Annotated in this window: 20 protein-coding genes; 16 read left to right on the forward strand and 4 right to left on the reverse strand. The window is 33.4% G+C overall.

The genetic code is table 11. From position 1 onward, the window contains the following. Positions 1 to 46 precede the first annotated feature (46 nt). Positions 47 to 2,146 carry an LTA synthase family protein gene (locus ACNQGO_RS13475; RefSeq protein ID WP_417969673.1) on the reverse strand — a complete coding sequence of 700 codons (2,100 nt, stop codon included), beginning with the start codon at positions 2,144 to 2,146 and terminating at the stop codon, positions 47 to 49. 363 nt (positions 2,147 to 2,509) lie between these two features. Here ACNQGO_RS13475 and ACNQGO_RS13480 point away from each other — a divergent pair, with 363 nt between their 5' ends. The 16 genes from ACNQGO_RS13480 (at position 2,510) to ACNQGO_RS13555 (ending at position 22,155) form a co-directional block, all read left to right on the forward strand. After that, a complete protein-coding gene (locus tag ACNQGO_RS13480; RefSeq protein WP_417969675.1) occupies positions 2,510 to 3,172 on the forward strand; it encodes a response regulator transcription factor in 663 nt (220 codons plus the stop codon). A 6-nt stretch (positions 3,173 to 3,178) separates the two neighbouring features. Beyond that, complete coding sequence (locus ACNQGO_RS13485; RefSeq protein WP_417977823.1) at positions 3,179 to 4,573, forward strand: sensor histidine kinase; 1,395 nt, start codon at positions 3,179 to 3,181, stop codon at positions 4,571 to 4,573. 201 nt (positions 4,574 to 4,774) lie between these two features. After that, entirely contained in the window at positions 4,775 to 5,164 is a 390-nt protein-coding gene (locus ACNQGO_RS13490) for a hypothetical protein (protein WP_417985580.1), read from the forward strand. Positions 5,165 to 5,262: 98 nt separating this feature from the next. Next, positions 5,263 to 9,606 (forward strand): CusA/CzcA family heavy metal efflux RND transporter, encoded by a 4,344-nt coding sequence (locus tag ACNQGO_RS13495; RefSeq protein ID WP_417985581.1) that lies wholly within the window; start codon positions 5,263 to 5,265, stop codon positions 9,604 to 9,606. Further along, the gene (locus tag ACNQGO_RS13500) at positions 9,607 to 10,746 is read left to right on the forward strand and encodes an efflux RND transporter periplasmic adaptor subunit (protein WP_417985582.1); all 1,140 of its coding nucleotides are present in this window, start codon (positions 9,607 to 9,609) and stop codon (positions 10,744 to 10,746) included. 119 nt (positions 10,747 to 10,865) lie between these two features. Beyond that, a complete protein-coding gene (locus tag ACNQGO_RS13505; protein ID WP_417985583.1) occupies positions 10,866 to 11,984 on the forward strand; it encodes a VIT1/CCC1 transporter family protein in 1,119 nt (372 codons plus the stop codon). A 50-nt stretch (positions 11,985 to 12,034) separates the two neighbouring features. Then, a complete protein-coding gene (locus tag ACNQGO_RS13510; RefSeq protein ID WP_417985584.1) occupies positions 12,035 to 12,547 on the forward strand; it encodes a hypothetical protein in 513 nt (170 codons plus the stop codon). A 258-nt stretch (positions 12,548 to 12,805) separates the two neighbouring features. Continuing rightward, positions 12,806 to 13,663 (forward strand): ATP phosphoribosyltransferase, encoded by an 858-nt coding sequence (hisG, locus tag ACNQGO_RS13515; protein WP_417969690.1) that lies wholly within the window; start codon positions 12,806 to 12,808, stop codon positions 13,661 to 13,663. 87 nt (positions 13,664 to 13,750) lie between these two features. Next, positions 13,751 to 15,043: a histidinol dehydrogenase gene (hisD, locus tag ACNQGO_RS13520; RefSeq protein ID WP_417985585.1), complete on the forward strand. Its 1,293-nt coding sequence runs from the start codon at positions 13,751 to 13,753 to the stop codon at positions 15,041 to 15,043. Then, positions 15,033 to 16,082, forward strand: a complete 1,050-nt coding sequence (hisC, locus tag ACNQGO_RS13525; protein ID WP_417985586.1) for a histidinol-phosphate transaminase — start codon at positions 15,033 to 15,035, stop codon at positions 16,080 to 16,082. The genes hisD and hisC overlap by 11 nt, the downstream gene beginning before the upstream one ends. Positions 16,083 to 16,106: 24 nt before the next feature. Continuing rightward, positions 16,107 to 17,243 carry a bifunctional histidinol-phosphatase/imidazoleglycerol-phosphate dehydratase HisB gene (gene hisB / locus ACNQGO_RS13530; protein ID WP_417985587.1) on the forward strand — a complete coding sequence of 379 codons (1,137 nt, stop codon included), beginning with the start codon at positions 16,107 to 16,109 and terminating at the stop codon, positions 17,241 to 17,243. Positions 17,244 to 17,320: 77 nt separating this feature from the next. Further along, complete coding sequence (gene hisH, locus ACNQGO_RS13535; RefSeq protein WP_417947960.1) at positions 17,321 to 17,902, forward strand: imidazole glycerol phosphate synthase subunit HisH; 582 nt, start codon at positions 17,321 to 17,323, stop codon at positions 17,900 to 17,902. 80 nt (positions 17,903 to 17,982) lie between these two features. Continuing rightward, entirely contained in the window at positions 17,983 to 18,708 is a 726-nt protein-coding gene (gene hisA, locus ACNQGO_RS13540; protein WP_417985588.1) for a 1-(5-phosphoribosyl)-5-[(5-phosphoribosylamino)methylideneamino]imidazole-4-carboxamide isomerase, read from the forward strand. Between the two features lie 100 nt (positions 18,709 to 18,808). Next, entirely contained in the window at positions 18,809 to 19,564 is a 756-nt protein-coding gene (hisF, locus tag ACNQGO_RS13545; protein ID WP_417985589.1) for an imidazole glycerol phosphate synthase subunit HisF, read from the forward strand. 83 nt (positions 19,565 to 19,647) lie between these two features. Then, the gene (gene hisIE / locus ACNQGO_RS13550) at positions 19,648 to 20,247 is read left to right on the forward strand and encodes a bifunctional phosphoribosyl-AMP cyclohydrolase/phosphoribosyl-ATP diphosphatase HisIE (RefSeq protein WP_417985590.1); all 600 of its coding nucleotides are present in this window, start codon (positions 19,648 to 19,650) and stop codon (positions 20,245 to 20,247) included. Positions 20,248 to 20,499: 252 nt separating this feature from the next. Beyond that, positions 20,500 to 22,155 carry a M1 family metallopeptidase gene (locus tag ACNQGO_RS13555; RefSeq protein ID WP_417985591.1) on the forward strand — a complete coding sequence of 552 codons (1,656 nt, stop codon included), beginning with the start codon at positions 20,500 to 20,502 and terminating at the stop codon, positions 22,153 to 22,155. Positions 22,156 to 22,216: 61 nt separating this feature from the next. Here ACNQGO_RS13555 and ACNQGO_RS13560 read toward each other — a convergent pair whose 3' ends face one another. From ACNQGO_RS13560 to ACNQGO_RS13570, 3 genes are all read right to left on the reverse strand, one after another. Beyond that, complete coding sequence (locus tag ACNQGO_RS13560; RefSeq protein WP_417985592.1) at positions 22,217 to 22,615, reverse strand: glyoxalase; 399 nt, start codon at positions 22,613 to 22,615, stop codon at positions 22,217 to 22,219. A 202-nt stretch (positions 22,616 to 22,817) separates the two neighbouring features. Continuing rightward, the gene (locus tag ACNQGO_RS13565; RefSeq protein WP_417985593.1) at positions 22,818 to 24,074 is read right to left on the reverse strand and encodes a mechanosensitive ion channel family protein; all 1,257 of its coding nucleotides are present in this window, start codon (positions 24,072 to 24,074) and stop codon (positions 22,818 to 22,820) included. Further along, positions 24,067 to 24,345 (reverse strand): DUF3817 domain-containing protein, encoded by a 279-nt coding sequence (locus ACNQGO_RS13570; protein ID WP_417985594.1) that lies wholly within the window; start codon positions 24,343 to 24,345, stop codon positions 24,067 to 24,069. Before ACNQGO_RS13570 ends, ACNQGO_RS13565 begins: the two co-directional genes overlap by 8 nt. Positions 24,346 to 24,361 lie beyond the last annotated feature (16 nt).

Genomic DNA, 24,361 nt, shown 5'->3' on the forward strand with positions numbered 1-24,361 from the left:
AAATAAAAAAGCGGGTGAGACTAATGTTTCACCCGCTTTTTTTATGCTAATTTATTTTTTGGTATTTTTTATTCTTAAGCATATCTGATGCCGATTGGTAGTAGGAAATTGTTTCTTTTACAAGATCAGGTCTCTCTTTTGTTAGTGGAAGTTGATCGTAATAAATTTGAAAAATTGGAGCTACTTTTTGATCTGTTTTTAAATGCAACTCAAATTGTTTAACCCTTTGTTTTGGTGAAATAATGGTTAAAACATTATCTTTTATTAATCCTAAATCTTGATACGTAGCAATCAAAGCTCTTGGTTTATAGTCTGCTTTTAGGACGTCTTGTCCATAAAATTTACTTTGGTAATCAAAATTGAGAAGACCAAATACCGTAGGCATAACATCAATTTGTGACATTAGGTTTGTGTATTGAGCGGGTGCAATAAAATCAGGACTGTAAATCATGGCTGGAATACGATATTTATCAACCGGTAATTCTGTTTTTCCTGCACTTGATGCGCAATGATCAGCTACAATTACAAAAACGGTGTTGCTAAACCATGGTTGTTTTTGTGCCATTGCAAAAAATTTACGCATTGCATAATCCGTATACTTCACTCCACCATCACGAGATTTAGCATCGCCAGGAATATCAATTTTACCATTCGGGTACGTAAAAGGTCTGTGATTACTTACTGTCATGATGTGATTGAAAAACGGTTGACCTATTTTTGCTTCCTGATTCATTATTTTAATAGCCTTGTGATACATATCCTCGTCACAAACACCCCAAATGTTTGCAAATGTAATTTCATTAGGTTCAAATAATTTTTTATCAACAATATCATAGCCATTGCCTGTGAAAAAATCTTCCATATTGTCAAAAAAAGCATCGCCTCCGTACATGAATTTAACAGCATATCCCTTTCTCTTGAAAATGCTCGCTGTTGAAAATTTATTTTTATTGTCTTCGCGCTTTACAACACTTTCGCCTGCAGTAGGAGGAAAGCATAAGGTTACGGCTTCAAGGCCTCTTACGGTTCTATTTCCAGCCGCATAAAGATTGGTGAAAACCAAACTTTTTGTCGCCAAACTATCTAAAAAAGGAGTAATAGCATTTTGATTACCATACATTTTCATAAATTCAGCACTGTAACTTTCAATCGTGATTAAAACAACATTTTTATGTTGTTCAGCAGCTACATTTTGGATGTCTCGTAAAGAGCTATTGTCTGTAATATTGGGAATTTGTTGCTTTAACTGAGAAAATGCTACTTGGGTTGGTATCGTTTTGTAAAACTTGAAGTAGTCCAATTCGCTGTGCACGAAAGCAAAATAGAATTTATAAATGCCGTTGGCTTGTAACTCATTCGCAAATACATTTCGCGAGTTTTCTTTCGTTGATAAATAAGGCAAAGCAAGCAATGCAAAACCAAAAAGTAAAAGATAGATTCCTGATATTTTAATTTTTTGTATATAAGAAGGAATGTTTTCAATATAGTTTTTTGATTTTTGGACAATGAAATACGTAATGAATCCCGCTAATGCAAACAAAGCCGAAAACAATGGAATTACGGGATAGGATTCCATTATGTTTCCTATTACCTCATTAGTATAAATTAAATAATTGACTGCAATAAAATTGTAACGTACACCAAATTCATTCCAGAAGAAGTATTCACTGATTCCATTTTGCAAAATAAGTAAAACATATAAAAGTATAACAAAAGAAAACAACCAAAACCGAATAGCATTTCGGTATTTTGGTAGAAAAAGTAAAAGGCCAAAAAGGATTGTTTTAATAGAAAGAAAACCAATTGCAATTTTTGGTAACGCGCTACCATATTCGTTCAAAATAGTATTGCCAAAAGCTACGTAACAAAGAAGTACCACAAAGAGCACTAGAATTACGTATCCATATGGGGAATAGTATTTAGCATTTGATATAAATAGAAGGTAAAGCCATAAAAATAAACTCAAGAGCACAAAAATTAAAACATCCGAAAGGAATCCAAAAATGAATATTGAAAAAGTCTCGAAAGCAGTAAAGGAGGTTTGCGTAATGGGATGAAAAAATAAAATGAACCGAACAATAAAACTAATACTGACAAATAACAATAGTAAATAATTGAAAGGCGCCGTTATCTTAAAAAACTTCATATTTTATTTTTTATCGTAAAAGTAACTTTTATTAATGTAGTATTATTTTAAGATTTGCTTAATGTTAGTAATAAGATTAATATTAACTTAAGAATGGCTGTTGGACAAACTAGTAACCAGTAAAATAAATAATTTTACAAAGAATTTAAAGTCGAGATAAACAGAAAAATACAGCTTGCTATTATTCCTTTTTATCAAAGGACGGAGGTATTTTTTTAAGTTATTTCACTTAAGACGGTTCACGATCTGCGGTTTTTGCTAGAATTGATTCATAGAAACTGTTTGATATGCTTCCTGCTGACATTGCAAAGGTTGCATTTAAATGCATTGAGTAATAAAGCTTAATTTTACAAAAAAAGAAACATGCACTTATTAATTGTAGAGGATGAGGCTGGGATTATTCAGTTTTTGAAACAAGGCTTAGAAGAAGAAGGCTACACCGTGAGCAGCGCTGCTGATGGGAGTCTTGCATTTGAGAAAATCCAAAAGGAAAACTTTGACCTTGTTTTATTAGATTGGATGTTGCCCAAAATGACAGGTTTGGAACTTTGTAAAGCCATCCGATTAAAAAACAATACTACCCCAATTATTTTTTTGACTGCTAGAGATACGGTTCAAGAAACAATTGAAGGATTGAAAGCAGGAGCCAACGATTATATCAAAAAACCTTTTAGTTTTGATGAATTATTAGAACGTATTAAAGTTCACTTTAGGAATCAAGGTGAAGCTACAAACCTTACGCTGGGGAGTGTTACAATTGATATTGCAAAACATCGCGTCTTGGTGAATGAAACTGAAGTAGCTTTTACACAACGAGAATTTGAGCTTTTGACCTACTTAATTAAAAATAAAGGTAAAGTTTGTACCAGAACACAAATTATTGAAGATGTTTGGGACATTCATTTTGAGTACGACACAGGCGTGATTGATGTTTTTATGAATGCTATTCGTAAAAAACTGAATTTAAAAATAGATCAAGACAATATAAAAACCGTGCGAGGAGTAGGGTATATAGCTAATGATTAAATAAAAATGCACCAACTTTCATTTAAAAATAGAATTGCTCTCAATTATATTGTCACCACAGCTTTATTGATTGTAGTAGTTTTTTGTATGATATATTCTATTGTGAAATTTAGTGTAAACACTCATGTCAATACGGATATCAAAAGCGAGGTAGACAAACATTTAACCGAAATTAAAATCGTTGACAATACATTTCATTTGATTCACAAAGAGGAATGGAAGGAACGCGAACACAACACACTTGATGTGAATCCCGTTTTTATTCAGTTTATTGATCAAGATGGAAAACTTATCGAAAAGTCACCAAATCTTAAAAATAAGACTTTATCTTTTGATCCTAAGCATGTTTCAAATGTACTTTATGACGATGTTCTAGCCAATAGTGCCATCAGGCAAATGCAGGTTCCCATTTACGATAAATCTAAGGTTATTGGTTATCTGATCGTTGCTATGTCACTTGAAGATGCTACGATGGTACTCGATAATATATCTGAAGTATTGATTATTAGCTATCCAATAATTTTAATTGTACTCTTTTTTCTAGCTCGTTTTATTGCAGGTCGTTTTATAAAGCCCATTTCTTCAATTATAAATACATCCAATGATATTACAAAAGACAACCTTACTTCGCGCATTGCACTACCTCTGCAGCAGGATGAATTGTACGTTTTGTCTCAAACAATAAATCATTTATTAGATCGTATTGAAACCACGGTGGAACGAGAAAAACAATTCACCTCTGATGCATCTCATGAACTCAGAACTCCCTTAACGGTGATTAAAGGTACGCTCGAAGTATTGATTAGAAAACCGAGAGAACACGCTGAATATAACGAGAAAATAATCTTTTGTGTCAACGAAGTAAACCGCTTGAATAGCTTAGTAGATCAATTGTTACTGTTAGCTCGTTTTGAAAATCAAAAACATACGATCAAAACAGAAAAAGTATATTTAAACGCCTTATTTTTAGATACTATATCTCGATTTTCAGCAATCATTCAAAGTAAGAAAATCAATATTAGTACCAATTTTTCGGCAGAACATTATATAGAAACAGATGGGTATTTGTTTTCGATTGTAATAAATAATTTAATATCAAACGCTTTAAAATATTCGCATGAAAACGGAAACTTGACTATCGTATTGAAAGAAATCGATTCAGTAATTGAATGCCATATTAGCGATACGGGCATCGGGATTGCAGCCGAAGATGTTGATAAAATCTTTAACCAATTTTACCGATCCCAATCGAATAGCCATCCCGAAATTAAAGGGACCGGATTAGGACTTTCTATTGTAAAAAGATTCTGTACTTTACTAAACATTGATATTGCTATTACCAGTCAAGAAAACAAAGGAACAACCATTATTTTAAGATTATTTAAAGCACACCTTAAGTAGTTCTTAAGGGAATACTTATCTTAAAACTTTACTTTTATTCCTTAATTAATTACATCTGCTTAATCCTGAAATTATGCATATACTATTTTACAAAAGCCACCTAGATTATTTAATTTTCTTTAAAAAAAGGAACCGAATGCGTCTAGGTTTAGGATAGTACATCATTTAAAATAAAATAAAAAAAGGACTTATATTTGTTTTGTGAATTTTATAAAAAACATAGTAACTTTAATTATTTGCCTACAACTAACGGTTCCTTTTGTTGTTGAGGATAGCTTACGATTTCCTATTTTGATTTCACATTTTATTCAGCACACTGATATTCAAAAAGATGTTACTTTCATCCATTTTTTAACAGATCATTATTTGGACAAACATCATGATGAGAAACACGACGACCATCAAGATTTACCTTTTCATAGTTATTCGGACTTTTCATTTGATCAAAATTTAGCGTTAAACATAGAAATAAAATTATTCAAATTTATTTCGAACTATTATTTTAAAGAACCACAAAAAATAGCTTTTTTACAAAATTATTTTTCTTCAAGAATTCTACTATGTATTTGGAAACCACCAAAACAGTGTTAATTATTTCAATGCTTTTTTTACAGTTCATCTTCGTACATACATTGATGAGTATTTGTATTACAGCATATTCTTAGAAAAATAATTAATATTTATAAATTATGCTGAATAAAATCATAGAATTCTCAATAAAAAATAAACTTATCGTTTGTCTTTTTATTATAGCCCTGATAGGATATGGGAGTTATCAATTTACCCAATTACCTATCGATGCGGTTCCTGACATTACGGATAATCAAGTTCAAATTATCACATCAGCACCCTCTTTAGGTGCCACTGATATTGAACGACTGATTACGTTTCCAATAGAACAAGCCAACAGTAATATTCCTGGACTGAAAGAAATCCGAAGTTTTTCTCGTTTTGGCTTATCAGTGGTAACGATTGTTTTTAATGATGCTACTGATGTCTATTGGGCAAGACAGCAAGTAACAGAAAGGCTGAGTGCTGTTAAAGACCAAATTCCCAGAGGTATTGGCGATCCATTTCTTGCACCAGTAACGACTGGACTTGGTGAGATTTACCAGTATGCTGTTCGAACCAAACCAGGTTACGAGAAAAAATACGATGTAACCGAATTGAGAACCATTCAGGATTGGATTGTTCGCCGTCAATTATTAAGCGTAGAAGGTGTTGCAGAGGTTAGCAGTTTCGGTGGGAAATTGAAACAATTTGAAATTGCCATTGACCCTAATAAATTGCAATCGTATAATATTTCAATTATGGATGTATTTTCTGCATTAGAAAAAAACAATCAAAATACGGGTGGTGCTTATATCGAAAAAGGTCCTAAAGTGTTATACATCCGAAGTGAAGGATTGATTAATTCTATCGAAAATATAAAAGACATTTCTATTAAGAACACCAGTAGCGGAGGTCCTTTATTTATTAGGGATGTAGCTGATGTTAGAATTGGGAATGCTATCCGTTACGGAGCAATGACTTTTAATAAAAAAGGAGTGCAATCTGGCGAAGTTTCGGGTGCTGTAGTGATGATGTTAAAGGGCGCGAACAGTAATGTGGTTATCAAAAAAATTAAAGAACGTATTGAGCAAATCCAGAAAACCTTACCTGAAGGTGTTGTTGTTGAACCCTTTTTAGACCGAACAAAAATGGTGAATAATTCTATTTCAACAGTAGAAAAAAACTTATTGGAAGGAGCGCTCATAGTACTTTTTGTATTAATCTTCTTTTTAGGAAACCTGAGAGCTGGATTAATCGTTGCCTCAGTTATTCCTTTAGCGATGCTAATAGCAGTCATATTGATGAATATGTTTGGTGTTAGTGGTAATTTAATGAGTTTAGGAGCTTTAGATTTTGGATTAATTGTAGATGGTGCCGTTATTATTGTAGAAGCCTGTTTGTTTAGTTTACACAGCAGGAAAACGTCTCAAATTACACAGCAAGAAATGGATAATACCGTATTAGAAACGTCAATAAAAATGCGTAATGTATCTGTTTTTGGAGAGTTGATTATCTTGATTGTATATATTCCAATTTTTACTTTGCGTGGTATTGAAGGAAAAATGTTTTTGCCAATGGCACAAACCATTGCATTTGCATTATTTGGTGCTTTTATATTGTCGCTGACTTATGTTCCCATGATGACTGCTTTATTTTTGAATAAAAACATAACGCATAAAAAAACTTTTTCAGATAGAATGATGGAGAAATTAGAAAATTTCTACCAACCTCTTTTAAATAAAGCATTGGGAATTCCACGAACAATTATTGCTGCAACTTTGGGATTATTTGTTTTAGCACTGATTACACTTTCGTTTATGGGCGGCGAATTTATGCCATCATTAGAAGAAGGCGATTTTGCTGTAGAAACAAGGGTTTTACCGGGAAGTAATTTGCAAACTTCTATGACAGCCATTTCCCAAGGGGCAAAAATACTACTAGAAAAATTTCCCGAAGTAGAGAAAATTGTAGGTAAAACAGGAAGCAGCGAAGTACCTACAGATCCAATGCCGATTGATGCCAGCGATATGATGATTATTTTAAAGGATAAAAGGGAATGGACATCTGCCAAAACTTTTGATGAATTATCAGAAAAAATGGCAAAAGAACTAGAAGCAGTTCCCGGTGTCTCCTATGGTTTTCAATATCCGGTACAAATGCGTTTTAATGAATTAATGACTGGCGCAAGACAAGATGTTGTGTGTAAAATATTTGGAGAAAACTTAGATACACTCGCTTTATATGCCAATAAATTAGGTAAAATTGTAAATACAGTCGAGGGTACATCTGACCTTTATATTGAAAGTGTTACTGGAATGCCTCAAGTAGTAATTGACTACAATCGAGCGGCTATTGCGCAATACGGATTGAATATTCAGGATATTAATCGAATAGTAAACACTGCATTTGCAGGACAAAGCACCGGTGTCGTATACGAAGGCGAAAAACGATTTGATTTAGTGGTTCGTTTAGTGGGCGAAAAACGTCAGGATTTGGCTGATGTTCAAAATTTATTAATTCCAACACCAAATGGTTTGCAAATTCCGCTATCCCAATTGGCAAAAGTTGAAATTACTGAAGGTCCGAATCAAATACAAAGAGAAGACGCCAAACGTAGAATTGTGGTTGGTTTTAATGTTCGTGGCAGAGATGTACAAAGTATTGTAAAAGAATTACAAGGAAAAGTAGAATCTAAGATTAAATTTCCTGCAGGTTACTACCCTACGTATGGCGGTGCTTTTGAAAACTTAAACGAAGCCAAAAACCGTTTGATGATTGCTGTTCCGGTTTCCTTATTATTAATATTTATTTTGCTCTATTTTGCATTCAATTCCGTAAAACAAGGTCTATTGATTTATTCTGCAATTCCACTTTCGGCAATTGGAGGTATTTTCTTTTTAGCGTTGCGTGGAATGCCTTTTAGCATCAGTGCAGGAGTTGGTTTTATAGCCTTATTTGGTGTAGCAGTTCTGAATGGTTTGGTATTGATTGCAGAATTTAATAGTATTCGCAAATCAGGCGAAACCGATTTAAAAGCGATTGTTTTACAAGGGACTAAAATTCGTTTACGCCCAGTTTTAATGACTGCATTTGTTGCCTCATTAGGTTTTTTACCCATGGCATTAAGTAACGGATCTGGAGCCGAAGTACAAAAACCATTGGCAACTGTTGTGATCGGAGGATTATTGGTGGCCACATTCTTAACTTTATTTGTTTTACCAATTTTATATATCATGTTTGAAAAAGGAATTCAATTAAAACCGAAAAAGATGAAATCAATTACAACAATACTTGTATTGGGACTGTTTTTTTCTTTTCAAAACGCAGATGCTCAGGAAAAAATTTCAATTGAGAAAGCCATTGAAACTGCTATTTCAAACAATATAAAAATTAAAAATGCAAAACTAAATTCTGAATATTTGCAACAGATGACTAAGACGGGCTACGATATTACCAATACAGGAATTATTGGCGAGTACGGTCAGTTTAACAGTAATCTAAATGATTTAAAAATTGGTGTTTCGCAAACAATTAAGTTTCCAACAGTTTACAAAAGGCAGAAACAACTGCTAATTGAAGAAGCAAAAATGGGCGAATGGAACGAAGCTTTACAGAAAAAAGAATTAAGCAGACAAGTAACTACGCTGTTTTATGAAATGATTTATCTCAAAGAAAAAGAAAAATTATTACAAAAAAGTGATATTATTTATGTTGAATTTTTAAGAAAATCAACTCTTAGATTTGATAAGGGAGAAAGCAATATATTAGAAAAAGCAACTGCCGAAAATCAATCAGGGCAAATAAAAATGCAACTTCTAGAATTACAAAGTGATTATAAAATGACAAAGTTGCAATTTAAATATATCCTTAATACAGATAAAGACTTTATCCCGGTTTCAGATACATTCAAAATGGATTTTGCTAAAAATTTTGATGAAAATGGTATAGACAATCAACCCAGTATAAAATTACTTGAGCAAGAAGCAAACAGTAACAAAGCGCAAATTTCACTTGAAAAATCAAAAAAATTACCCGAATTAATAGGTGGTGTTTACTGGCAGACATTCAAAACACAAACGTCTTTTCAAGACAGTTATAATGGCGTTTACGGACAATTAGGAGTGGCGCTACCGCTTTTCAATTCAAACATAAAAAACAAACAAAAAGCATTGGAAATCAACAGTCAAATTGCAGAAAATAATTTGATTAATGAAAAAATAAAGTTACAAAGTCAGTATAACGAATTCATTCAAAATGCAAAAAAACACGAAGAAACTATTGCTTATTTCGAAAGTAAGGCGTTAAAGAATGTAGATTTGGTAACTAAAGCCGCTAATGATAAATTCATCAATGGTGACATCAATTATTTAGAATGGGTAATGCTGATCAATCAAAATACAGAAATTCAAAGTAACTATATTGAAACAGTTAGAAAATTCAATGAAACAATTCTCAAATTAGAAAATTTAATATCAAAATAAATGAAAAATACAGTCATTACTTTAATAGGGTTGTTTTTTCTGTACTCGTGTGGTAATAAAAAAACAGAAAACGATCCCGAAGCTTCGGGAGAAGCTACTCCTGCTATTGAAAACACAACAACACTTACTGATGCACAAATAAAAAATGCTGGTATTGAAACAGGGAAAATCGAGCAAAAACAGATTTCATCACTATTAAAATTAAATGGAAAAATAGATGTTCCACCTCAAAATTTAGTGTCTATAAGTGTTCCAATGGGAGGATATTTAAAATACACTAAACTTTTAGAGGGAATGTATGTGACCAAAGGACAAGTTTTATGCGTTGTTGAAGACCAACAATACATTCAATTGCAGGAAGATTACCTTTTGGCAAAAGCAAAAATTGGGTATGCTAAATCTGAATTCGAAAGACAAAAAGAACTCAATAGGAGCAAGGCCAGCAGCGATAAAGTATATCAACTTGCACAATCAGAATACAATTCACTATCGGTAATGGTGCAATCTTATGGAGAGAAATTAAAATTCGCAGGGATAAATCCAAATAAAGTATCGACAAAAACCATTTCAAAAAGTATCAATGTGTATTCACCAATAAGCGGTTATGTGTCTAAAGTAAACGTAAATATTGGAAAATATGTAACTCCAAGTGATATCTTGTTTGAAATTGTAAATCCCTCCGATATTCATTTGGCACTAACCGTATTCGAAAAAGATATTAATAAAATGGTTATCGGTCTATCCGTAGTTGCTTACACGAACACTGATCCGGAGAAAAAACATTATGGCAAAATCATTCTTATCGGAAAAGATTTTTCAGAAAACAAAAGCACAGAAATGCATTGCCATTTTACTAAATACGATAAAACACTATTGCCTGGAATGTATATGAATGCCGAAATTGAATTAAACAGCCAGCAATCAAATGTGTTGCCTTCAGAAGCTATTGTAAATTATGAAAACAAGAATTATATCTTTATTGACAGGGGAAACAAGCTCTTTGAAATGAAAGAAGTTACAACCGGAACATCAGAAAATGGATATGTAGTAGTTGATTCGAATCAAGATTTAAATGACTTAAATATTGTTGTAAAAGGGTCTTATTCACTTTTGATGAAAATGAAAAATTTAGAGGAATAACTGTTAGATTTATAATCTAAACAGAATAGTTTTAAATGAAAATCTTTACATTAGTACAATGAATCATGCAAAAATAGTGATATGTAAAATTATTAATTTGAAAAAGTAAATAAGACAAAATGGACTTAAATAAACTTAAAGATCAGTTGCAAACAGAGGTTGATACCGCCTTTTTGTATGATAGCATTGCTGCCATTCAATCTGATGAAAATCTTTCGAGAGTATTACTAAGTTTGGGCGAAATCGAGAAGGGACATGCGAAACACATGTTAGATAAAGTTCATACAATCGAACCGCAGTTCAATATGCCTTTGGCCTCTAGTAGAGCAAAATTTCAATTGAAGTTGGGTAAAATTTTTGGATACAGTTCCATAATTAGTTCCTTATCTTCAATAGAAAAACAGTTTGCCGAAAACACGGTTCGAAACAAAATTAAAACGGGTGAAAAACCAACCGGTTTTGAACACAATCACCTAAATATTATTGAGGCTGTAAGTAATAATGCGGCTCTAAATGTTTCTGGAGGGTTGTTGTCTAAATTTGAAAGTAGGCATAAATCCGTAGGAGGTAATGCCTTGCGAGCGGCAGTTTTGGGTTCTAATGATGGATTGGTTTCTAATATGAGTTTGGTCATGGGAGTTGCAGGAGCAGCCGTTTCTAATGATACAATATTGTTGACCGGAATTGCAGGACTTCTGGCAGGTGCTATATCAATGGCATTAGGTGAATGGCTTTCGGTGCAAAGTTCTCGAGAATTAAACCAACGCCAAATTGATTTAGAAACAGAAGAATTGGAAGCTTCTCCCGAAGAAGAGAAAAAAGAATTGGTTTTATTGTATCAAGCCAAAGGAATGAACGCTTTTGAAGCACAAAAATTGGCAGATAAAGCTTTTGAAAATCCGCAAACTGCAATTGATGCCATCATCACAGAGGAATTAGGAATTGACAAAGAAGAATTAGGCGGATCAGCATGGGAAGCAGCAGCAGCATCGTTCGTACTTTTTGCTATCGGAGCGATTATTCCATTATATCCTTTTATGTTTTTAGATGGAAAAGATGCTGTTTTGTTAAGTGTCGGAAGCAGTGTTGTGGGACTTTTTGGGATAGGAGCCGCTATCACTTTACTAACAGGAAAAAGTATTTTATTTTCTGGATTTAGACAAGTCTCTTTTGGATTGGTCGCCGCCGCAATTACGTATGGAATTGGCTCTTGGATAGGCGTTTCTTTGGCAGGATAATATTTTTCGAATTTAAATCAATACTAAATAATAACTAAAACTTTAAAATAATGAATGACGCACACGTACACTTATTTGTAAACCATTTCCCTATTTGTGGAACAATCCTTGGACTCGGAATTTTAATCGCTAGCTTAGTTCTCAAGAACAAATCCGTACAAAATACAGCTTATGTATTATTTGTAATTTCAGCTATTTTTGGCTTTTTTAGTATGTTTACTGGCGAAGGAGCGGAGGAAATGGTGGAAGATTTCCCTGGAATAGGAAAAGCAATTATTCACGAACATGAGGAATTAGCAGAGAAATTAGCAATAGTATTGTATTTACTAGGCGCTATTTCTGTTTTAGGAATAATTCTAAATATAAAAAATCATGCCAAGGCAAAATTTATTTCTGTGGTAGCAATTATTATTGCAATTCCAGCAGTTTATGTGTCCATATTGGTAGGAACTTCCGGAGGAGAAATTCGCCATACAGAAATTAGAGAAAATTATTTAAAGACGACGGGCAGTGCAGAGGAAACATCTCCAAGAAATTCTGAAATTAAAAGTGAAAACAATTAAAATTCACAATTTTTAAGAAATAAGTTATATTTAGAATTGGATTATAAATAATTAATCCTTTATCTTTGCATCAAATTTAAAAAACATAAAATGTTTACAATACAATTACATCATCATCATTTTCATTATTGCTCTCAAGCGATGTGTTAATGGTATGTATGTAAATCATCATATTTAAAAACCCGTTTGAGTACATCAAACGGGTTTTTTATTACCTCAAATTGTACTCAAACATTATCATTCTAAAAAAAACAAAAAATGAGTACATTAAAAATTGCAATTCAAAAATCAGGTCGTTTAAACGAAGACAGCATTCAAATTCTAAAAGATGCTGGTATCTCAATTGATAACGGAATAGACCAATTAAAAGCCGAAGCATCTAACTTTCCACTTGAAGTTCTCTATTTAAGAAATTCAGATATTCCACAATATTTGATGGATGGCGTAGTAGATATTGCTATCGTTGGTGATAATTTATTGGTTGAAAAAGGCGGAAATATTGAGGTTATTCAAAAATTAGGTTTTTCAAAATGCAAAGTATCTGTTGCTGTACCTAAAGCATTTGAGTACAACTCTGTAAAGGATCTTGACGGAATGCGCATAGCTACATCCTATCCTAAAACGGTACTGGATTTCTTTAATTCAAAAGGCGTTACGGTTGACATTCACCAAATTTCAGGTTCGGTAGAAATTGCCCCAAACATCGGTCTTGCTGATGCTATTGTAGATATTGTATCTAGCGGAAGTACCTTGTTTAAAAATAATTTAAAAGAAGTGGAAGTTATTTTTAAAAGTGAAGCGGTTTTGGCTGTTTCGCCAAAAGTAAGTCCCGAATCTCAAAAAATTATAGACACGTTAAAATTCAGAATCGAGTCGGTTTTAAGAGCTAGAAAATCAAAATACATTTTGATGAACGTTCCTAATGATAAGATTGAAGCAGTTGGTAAAATTCTTCCAGTTTTACGCAGCTTAACCGTTTTACCATTGGCACAAGAAGGTTGGAGCAGTGTTCACTCTGTAATTGATAAAGATACCTTTTGGGATGTTATCGATCAGTTGAAAGAGGCTGGAGCCGAGGGGATTTTAGTATGCCCAATTGAGAAAATGGTGCTGTAAGAACTTAAAAGTATAACTTATTTTAGTAAAAAATTCATTGCGAACTTTGCGAAAACCTTTGTGAACTTTGCGGTTAAAAACAATACAATGAACAAAATATACAATCCAAAACCAGAAACGTGGTTCAGTATTTTAGAAAGACCTACCAAAACGGTAGATAATATTGAAGCTACTGTAAAAGAAATTTTCAAGGAAGTTCAAAAAAAAGGGGATGAGGCTGTCGCCAAATATACGTCTCTTTTTGATGGAGTTGCAGTTGACACAATCGAAGTTTCAAAAGAGGAGATTGATGCTGCTGTTGCAATTGTTTCAGATGATTTAAAAACAGCCATTGCATTAGCAAAAGAAAATATAACCAAATTTCACAAGGCTCAAAAAACAGAACGCGTTGCTGTCGAAACGATCGAAGGCGTAAATTGCTGGCAAGAAAAAAGACCGATTCAAAAAGTAGGTTTATATATTCCCGGAGGAACAGCGCCCTTGTTTTCAACGGTACTGATGCTTGCAGTTCCTGCTAAAATTGCAGGTTGTAAAGAGATTGTTTTATGCTCTCCACCAGATAAAAACGGAAACATAAATCCTGCCATCTTGTTTGCAGCAAATTTATGCGGAGTTACAAAGATCTTAAAGGTAGGAGGTATTCAGGCTATCGCAGGATTAACATTTGGTACAGAAACGATTCCCAAAGTATATAAAATATTTGGTCCAGGAAATCAATTTGTAACCGTTGCAAAACAGTTGGCTACACAATTTGGCGTGGCAATCGATATGCCAGCAGGCCCGTCAGAATTATTGATTGTGGCTGATGATACTGCGGTTCCCGCTTTCGTAGCATCCGATTTACTATCGCAAGCAGAACACGGAGCAGACAGTCAGGTTATTTTAGTTTCAACCTCTAAAAAACTGATTGACGCCGTTGAAGAGGAAATTCAACTTCAAATAGAGCAATTACCACGAAAAGAAATTGCCGAAAAAGCTATCGCCAACTCCAAATTAATTTTTGTCGAAAATGATACCATCGCTTTGGATTTAATAAACGAATACGGACCGGAACACTTTATTGTATGTACTGCCAACGATGATTTTTATATTGACGAAATAGAAAATGCAGGTTCTGTTTTTATAGGAAATTATACACCGGAGAGCGCAGGAGATTATGCTTCGGGTACCAATCATACCTTACCAACCAATGGTTATGCAAAAAACTATAGTGGTGTAAATCTAGATAGTTTTACAAAAGCAATGACGTTCCAAAAAATTTCTGAGAAAGGGATTCTAAATATTGGTAAAGCTATAGAAATTATGGCTGAAGCCGAAGGTTTACAAGCACACAAAAATGCAGTTACATTACGATTAAAAGCAATTGAAGATGGAAAATAGTTTTGATATAAATAATTTGATTCGGGATAATGTAAAAAACATGAAACCCTATTCTTCTGCTAGAGACGAATTTGAGGATTTTGACACAGCCGAAATGATATTTTTGGATGCCAATGAAAATCCGTTTGAAAATGGCGTAAATAGATATCCAGATCCACATCAAATAAATGTAAAAGCGGTTTTGGCAAAGCAAAAAGTTGTCAAATCAAATCAGATTTTATTAGGAAACGGAAGCGACGAAGTACTTGATTTACTTTTTAGAGCATTTTGTGAACCAAAAATAGATAATGTAATTACATTGCCACCAACGTACGGAATGTATGGTGTTTTAGCCAATTTGAACGCAGTCGAAAATCGAGAAGTACTTTTAACTGAAGATTTTCAACCGCAAATTGAAAAAATTATGGAGGCTGTTGACGCCAATACCAAAATGATTTTTTTATGTTCGCCAAATAATCCAACTGGAAATTCGTTTTCGGATGAGAGTGTAGCCTATCTTTTGCAAAACTTTAAAGGGTTGGTGGTTATTGATGAAGCTTATATTGATTTTTCTAAAAAGGACAGTTGGATTAGTGAATTAGATGAATATCCTAATTTGATCATTACCCAAACGCTTTCAAAAGCATATGGTTTAGCTGGAATCCGCTTGGGAGTTTGTTACGGTTCTGCAACAGTAATTTCGGTTTTGAATAAAATAAAACCACCATATAATGTAAACGAACTTACTCAAAAAAGAGCTTTAGAACGATTAGAAAATAAAGACAAAATAAATTATGAAATAGTATCAATAATAGAGCAAAGAGAAGAATTACTTAAAGTATTACTTGATATAAAATTTGTTCAAAAAACATATCCTACAGAAGCTAATTTTATCTTAGTAAAAGTGGATGATGCTAATAAAAGATACGCTGAATTAATTGCCAAAGGAATTGTAATTCGGAATAGAACTACACAAGCACTTTGCGAAAATACTTTGCGCTTTACAGTAGGAACAGAACAAGAAAATAAAAAATTAATTGAGGTATTAAAACAACTTTAAACCTTAAACTTTAAACCTTTTTTAATGAAAAAAATACTTTTTATAGACCGTGATGGAACGATGGTTTTGGAACCGCATGACTACCAATTGGATAGTTTTGAGAAATTAGAATTTTATCCAAATGCTTTTCAATATTTAGGTAAAATTGCAAAAGAATTGGATTTTGAATTGGTTATGGTAACCAATCAAGATGGTTTAGGAACGGCTTCGCATCCCGAAGAGAATTTTTGGCCCGTACATAACTTGGTGATCAAAGCTTTTGAAAATGAAGGCGTTGTTTTTAGTGAAGTTTTAATTGATAAAACGTTCCCACATGAAAATGCTCCTACGCGCAAGCCAGCAACAGGATTACTGACTAAATACATTGATAATCCAGCATACGATTTGCAAAATTCATTCGTAATTGGAGACCGCATTACAGATGTGGAATTAGCTAAAAACCTTGGTGCAAAAGGGATTTTTATCAATACCGACGAAGGCTTGGGAAGTGACGAAATAGCTTCAAAAAGAGAAGAATTAGACTCGGTTATTGCCTTACAAACTACAGATTGGAAAACGATCTACGAGTTTTTAAAATTAGAAGAACGTTCAGCAACCATTTCGAGAAAGACGAATGAAACTGATATTTACATCAATTTAAATCTTGACGGAACGGGTAAAAGTAAAATTGAAACCGGAATTGCGTTTTTTGATCACATGCTAGACCAAATTGCGCGTCACGGTCAAATGGACTTAGAAATTCTAGTAAAAGGAGATCTAGAAGTCGATGAGCACCACACCATTGAAGATACTGCTATTGCACTTGGAGAAGTTTTTGCAAAGGCATTGGGAAATAAATTGGGGATAGAACGATATGGTTTTTGTTTGCCAATGGACGATTGTTTGGCGCAAGTGGCTATTGATTTTGGTGGTAGAAATTGGCTGGTTTGGGAAACCGAATTCAAACGAGAAATGGTAGGTAAAATGCCAACCGAAATGTTCTTTCACTTTTTTAAATCGTTCTCAGATGGTGCCAAAGCCAATATCAACATTAAGGCTGAAGGTACCAATGAACATCACAAGATTGAAGCAATCTTTAAAGCTTTTGCAAAAGCGATAAAAGTAGCCGTGAAACGAGATACAGAGAAAATGATTTTACCAAGTACAAAAGGTATGCTTTAAAATTGTTTCAAGTTTAAAGTTTCAGGTTGACTCGAGCAACTTTAAACGTTAAACTTGAAACTTGAAACAAAAGTTAAATGAAAATAGTAATTATAAACTACGGAGCCGGAAATATTCAAAGCATTATGTTTGCCATAGAGCGTTTGGGTTTCACAGCAGTGCTTAGTAACGATTGGAAGGAAATCAAAGCAGCAGATAAAGTGATTTTTCCGGGCGTTGGTGAGGCAAGTTCTGCAATGAAAATGCTTATTGATAGTGGTCTTGATGTATTAATTCCTACTTTGAAACAACCTGTTTTAGGGATTTGTTTGGGTATGCAATTGATGTGCAACAAATCAGAAGAAGGAAATACTGCTGGTTTGGAAATTTTTGATGTAGATGTGGTCAAATTCACCTCAAAAGTAAAAGTGCCTCAAATGGGTTGGAATCAAATCTATAATTTGAAATCAGATCTGTTTAAAGGAATTTCTGAAAAGGAATACATGTATTTGGTACATAGTTTTTATGCGCCAAATTGCCCCGAAGCCATTGCTACCACAAATTATGAAGTAGAATATGCCTCAGCATTGAAGAAAAATAATTTTTACGGAACACAATTTCACCCTGAAAAAAGCGGTGATGTTGGCGAACAAATTTTAGGGAATTTCTTAAAATTATAAATTTCAATAGCAAAAAATAAATTTTAATATTAAAAAATCAGCGGAATGAGATTGCTTCGTTCCTCGCAATGACAAATTAAATGAGAATAATACCAGCAATAGACATCATCGACGGGAAATGTGTCCGTTTGTCCAAAGGAGATTACAATACTAAAATTATATACAATGAAAATCCACTGGAAGTGGCAAAATCATTCGAAGCGCACGGAATTGAATATTTACATTTGGTTGATCTGGATGGAGCAAAATCAAGCCAAATTGTGAATTATAAAATATTGGAACAAATTGCAACTCAAACAAGTTTAAAAATTGATTTTGGCGGCGGTTTAAAAGCTGATTCCGATTTAAAAATTGCGTTTGAAAGTGGTGCCAATCAAATCACTGGAGGAAGTATTGCGGTGAAAAATAGAGAATTATTCGGAAAATGGATTGCGGCGTATGGTGCGGATAAAATTATTTTGGGAGCAGATGCGAATAATGAAAAAGTAGCGGTTTCAGGCTGGTTAGAAGATTCGAATGAAGATTTGATTCCTTTTATTCAAGACTATCAAAACAAAGGAATTCAATATGTAATTTGTACCGATATTGCCAAAGACGGCATGCTTGAAGGACCATCGTTTGATTTGTACGCTAAAATTTTGGCAGAAGCCAAAGGAATAAAACTGATTGCTTCAGGAGGAATTTCTACTTTTGATGAATTACCAAGACTAGCAGAATTGGGTTGCGAAGGAACAATCATTGGCAAAGCCATTTACGAGGGTAGAATCTCATTGAAACAATTAGAACAATACATTTTAAACAAATAGATTATTTCGCAAAGAAGCACAAAGAAGACGCAAAGAATCACCAAGATTTTTGTGTGTATCTGCGAAACCTTTGCGAGTCTCTGTGTAACAATTATAAAAAATGTTAACAAAAAGAATAATACCTTGCCTCGACATAAAAAACGGAAGAACCGTAAAAGGTGTCAATTTTGTAGATTTACGTGATGCAGGCGATCCGGTTGAATTGGCGAAAATATATTCGGATGAAGGAGCTGATGAACTGGTTTTTCTAGACATTTCGGCAACCGAAGAACGCAGGAAAACCTTAATTGATTTGGTTCGAAAAGTAGCTGCAACTATAAATATTCCATTTACAGTTGGTGGCGGAATTTCCTCTGTTAAGGATGTTGATGTTTTATTGCAAAATGGTGCCGACAAAGTATCCATCAATTCATCGGCTGTAAAAAATCCGCAGTTGATTAATGATTTGGCACAAAAATTTGGAAGCCAATGTGTTGTAGTAGCTATCGATGCTAAACAAATTGACGGTCAATGGATTGTACATTTAGTAGGTGGAAAAGTACCTACCGAACTGAATTTATTTGATTGGGCAAAAGAAGTCGAGCAACGTGGCGCAGGTGAAATATTATTCACCTCGATGGATAATGACGGAACTAAAAATGGTTTTGCGAATGAGGCTTTGGCTAGACTTTCGGAACTGGTTAATATTCCAATTATTGCATCAGGAGGTGCAGGAAACATTCAGCATTTTGTAGATTCATTTATTGATGGAAAAGCCGATGCAGCCTTAGCAGCTAGTGTATTTCATTTTAAAGAAATTGAAATCAAAACATTAAAAGAAGCTCTTAAAAATAACAATATTGAAGTTAGGATATAGAAACATATACTAGAATAAAGAGAAAAGAAAATCGGATTAGATAATCTTTCAATCTTTAATCTTTAAATCTTTAAATTAAAAATATGAACATAGATTTCTCAAAAAATACAGACGGCTTAATTCCAGCCATTATTCAAGATAGCGACACGAAAGCCGTTTTGATGTTGGGGTACATGAACGAAGAAGCATATCTTAAAACTATTGACACACAAAAAGTAACTTTTTTTAGCCGTTCTAAGCAAAGACTTTGGACAAAAGGGGAGGAGAGTGGTCACTTTTTAAACTTGGTTGATATAAAAAATGACTGCGATGGTGACACTTTATTGATACAAGCAAAGCCAGTTGGCCCGACATGTCATACGGGTGCAGATACTTGCTGGCAAACAGAGAATAAAGATGATTATGGGTTTATCTCTCACTTAGAGCAAACTATCGAAACCCGAAGAGAAAAAGCGGATTCTGAAAAGAGTTATGTTGCTTCTTTATTTCAATTAGGAATTAATAAAATAGCCCAAAAAGTAGGTGAAGAAGCAATAGAAGTTGTTATCGAAGCCAAAGATGATAATGATGATTTGTTCTTAAGTGAAAGTGCTGATTTATTGTTTCACTATTTAATCTTATTACAAGCCAAAGGATTCAAAATAAATGATGTAGTGGATGTATTGAAAAGTCGCCAGAAATAAAAAAAGTTTTGTGTTTTGGGTCTCAGCAAAAAACTGAAATTTTAAACGATAAAACAATTTATGAAACACTTAAGCCCAAGAGCAAAATAAATTGCTATTGGGCTTTTTTTAGTACTAATAAATAAAAAAAGTACATAGTTTTGGTTAAAATTATCAAATCCATGAAATGAAGATTACGTATCATAGGTTACAAACCATAAGACCAATATGCGAATTAGAAGAGATTTATAAAAAAACAATAATTTTCAACACATGAAAAAGTATCTAAAACCATTATTAATTGCATTTTTAATCTCTAATGGAATTCAAGCGCAAGGACTTCTAAACAAGTCTGAAAGTAATTTTACGCGTCAAGATTCTTTGAGAGGGAGTATTACAAAAGAAAGAGTTTGGTGGGATGTAAAAAGGTATCATCTGGACATAAAAGTAAATCCTGTAGACAGCACAATAACAGGCTCTAACACTATTCAATATAAAGTAGTACAACCATATAATGTAATGCAAATTGACTTGCAAAACCCGATGTCAATTACCAAGGTTACGCAAGATGGTGTGACTTTAAAATACAAAAGAGAAGGCAATGTATTTTTTATAACACTACTTTCAAAACAAGATGTAGGCGCCATAAAAGATATTAAAATTTTTTATAATGGAAAACCTAAAGTAGCTGTAAATCCGCCATGGGATGGAGGGATAACGTGGAAAAAAGACGCAAACGGAAAACTTTTTATTGCTTCTTCCTGTCAAGGTTTGGGAGCAAGTGTATGGTGGCCCAATAAGGATCACATGTATGACGAAGTTGAAAACATGAAAATAAGTGTGAATATTCCAGGTGATTTAACCAATGTATCTAACGGTCGCTTACAAAGTGTAAAAACCTTGAAAGACGGCACTAAAACCTATAATTGGTATGTATCTAATCCCATCAATAATTATGGAGTAAACATCAACATCGGTGATTATCTCTCGTTTTCGGAAAAATACAAAGGCGAAAAAGGCACTTTGAATTGTACGTATTATGTTCTCAGAGACAATTTGGCGAAAGCCAAAAAACATTTTCAAGATGTACCAAGGATGTTGAAAGCTTTTGAACATTGGTTTGGACCGTATCCATTCTATGAGGACAGTTACAAACTAGTGGAAGCACCTTATTTAGGAATGGAACATCAAAGTAGTGTTACGTACGGAAATAAATTTCAAAATGGGTATTTGGGACGTGATTTAAGCGGAACTGGCTGGGGATTGAAATTTGATTTCATTATTATACACGAGTCTGGTCACGAGTGGTTTGCTAATAATATCACCTATAAAGATATTGCTGATATGTGGATTCACGAAAGTTTTACGAACTATTCTGAGAGTCTCTTTTTAGAATATTACTACGGAAAGGAAGCTGGATATACTTATGTTAGAGGTCTTAGAAATATAATTGATAATGACAAACCTATCATTGGTAAATACGATGTAAACAATGAAGGTTCAGGAGATATGTACCCTAAAGGTGCAAACATGTTGCACACCATACGTCAATTAGTGAATAACGATGAAAAATGGAGGGGAATATTGAGAGGTTTGAACAGTACTTTTTATCACCAAACGGTAACGACCAAGCAAATAGAGGATTATTTAAGTAAGCAATCAGGAATTGATTTGTCAATGGTTTTTAATCAGTATTTGAGAGATACCAGAATACCAACACTAGAATATTATTTGGATGGTAATACTTTAAAATACCGTTGGACAAATAGTGTTGCTGGTTTTAATATGCCAGTTAAAGTGACTATAAATGGCAAAGAAGAATTGCTACAACCAGAAACAGCGTGGAAAACTATACCACTAACTAATGATAATTTAAAACTTGTAGTAGATCCTAACTTTTATGTAGATAGTTTCAAAGTAACTGAATAATTTAAAAATACAGCACAAAAAAAGGGATGCAACAAGTATCCCTTTTTTTATGGTTGTACTATTAGTTTGGTTTTTCAAACAATTGCACCTGACTTTTAAAACGCTCGATCAACATGCTCATCATTCGTTTGTTTAAATTAGAAGCATTTTTTATATATTCTAAATACTCATCGATGGTGAATAATGCGAGTACCATTCCCTTAAAAGCACTTCTAAATTTGCTGTCCTTTTGAATAGCATGTTCTATAAAAGCTAATTTTTTTTCGATCGTAAAGTTGTAAAAATCGACCTTGCTTTTTGTGATGTAATGGCTGAATACAGCAAGAAATAAATCATTTTGTAATTTCAAAATAGGCCTTAAAACCTCATTTTGAAACGATTCTTCACTAGAAGATTGCTGGGTTACGGATCCAATTGCTTGTCCTCGAAAATCTTTTAAAAACGTATCGCGTGTGTTCATTATTTTTCTTTAAAAATAAGAAAAAAACAAATCAAAACTTAAGATTCAGTCTCTTTTGATTGAAAAAATTTGCTGTTTTGTAACCTTCAACAATTTACCGTTACATTGCGTTTTAATTTGCTTTATCTAGAGAAAATCACACATTGCAACACAATAGCTCGAATAAAACTTGTAAATAAATTGCAATCTAAAACAACACATTTTATTGTTCTAAGTCGGTATCCATAGCCAATTCAAAAATCTCTAAATCAAAATAGCGAACCGAAGCAATAATATGATCGAAAATATCAGACATAATGTACTCATAATTTTCAAATCGTTTGTCATGTGAAAATGCATATACTTCCAGAGGAACGCCGTGAGCCGTAGATTGCAACTGGCGACAAAGCATAAGCATGTCTTTGTTTAACTCGGGATAATGAAATAAATATTCGGTGATGTATTTTCTAAACAAGCCTAGATTTGTCAAATTTCGACCATTAATAGCGATAGATTTGTCAATTTTATGAGTAGTATTGTATGCGTCTATTTCTAATTTTCGTGAATCAATATAATCCGAAATCAAGTGAATGTTTTTCAAATCTTTCAGTTCATTTTCTTCTAAAAATCGAATGCTACTGGTTTTAATCAAAATATGTCTTTTGATGCGTCGCCCATCAGAATTCAGCATTCCACGCCAGTTTTGGAACGAATCAGAACTCAAACTATACGTAGGAATCGTAGTGGTGGTATTGTCAAAATTACGAACTTTTACAGTAGCTAAGTTGATTTCGATAACGTCTCCATCGGCACCAAATTTATCCATCGTAATCCAATCCCCAATGCGAACCATGTCATTTATAGATACCTGTACGCTCGATACAAATCCCAAAATGGTATCTCTAAAAATCAAGATAATAACTGCCGAAACTGCTCCCAGAATCGTCAAAAGTTCTTTTTGATTGATATCAAACAACTTCGAAATAATTACTGTGATCCCAACGGCCCAAAGCACAATCATGATAACCTGAATAAAACTGTCTATGGGTTTATCGCTGTAGCGAGGTTTTAGTTTTAAATAATCACGCAATGCATTAAAAATGGTACGAATAATCCATAAAACCAATAGCACAATATAAATACCAACAAGTTTCCCAAAAACACCCTCCCAATATTCAAATCGATCTAAAATTATAGGAACTGCTTTGTAAATAAATAGCAACGGAATAAGGTAAGCGATATACTTTGCCGTTTTATTGGAAACCAACAAATCATCAAACTTAGTTTTTGTTTTTTGTGCCACCACAGCCAGAATGGTAACCAATATAAAACGAAAAATAATATAGATAACATAAGCCAACGCATACAAAATGAGGCTATTGATCAGTAAACTAAGATAGGAGGCACTGCTACTTCCTAATCCCCATTTTCTAAATATGGGATATAAAAAAGTAAATATTGTTTCGATGTAGTTATACATTTTGCAAATATTTTTTATCTACATAAAAAGTGCCAAAAGGAGGAATAGACGCGATACATATTATAAAATACTTTTTAAGATCCCACTTTTCACTAAATTTTAAAACGGTTGCCAAAACAATGTAAGCCGTAAACAAAACGCCATGAGCCATTCCTATTTGTTTTACATAAATGGGGTCGTTAAAAAAATATTTCATTGGCATTGCAAAGAAAAATAATAATAAGGCAGATATTCCTTCTACGAGCGCCGTAACTTTAAAAATCTTAAGCATTTTCTGTTTTTTTGTG

The sequence above is a fragment of the Flavobacterium frigidum genome (genome assembly GCF_048286735.1).
Lineage (GTDB): Bacteria > Bacteroidota > Bacteroidia > Flavobacteriales > Flavobacteriaceae > Flavobacterium.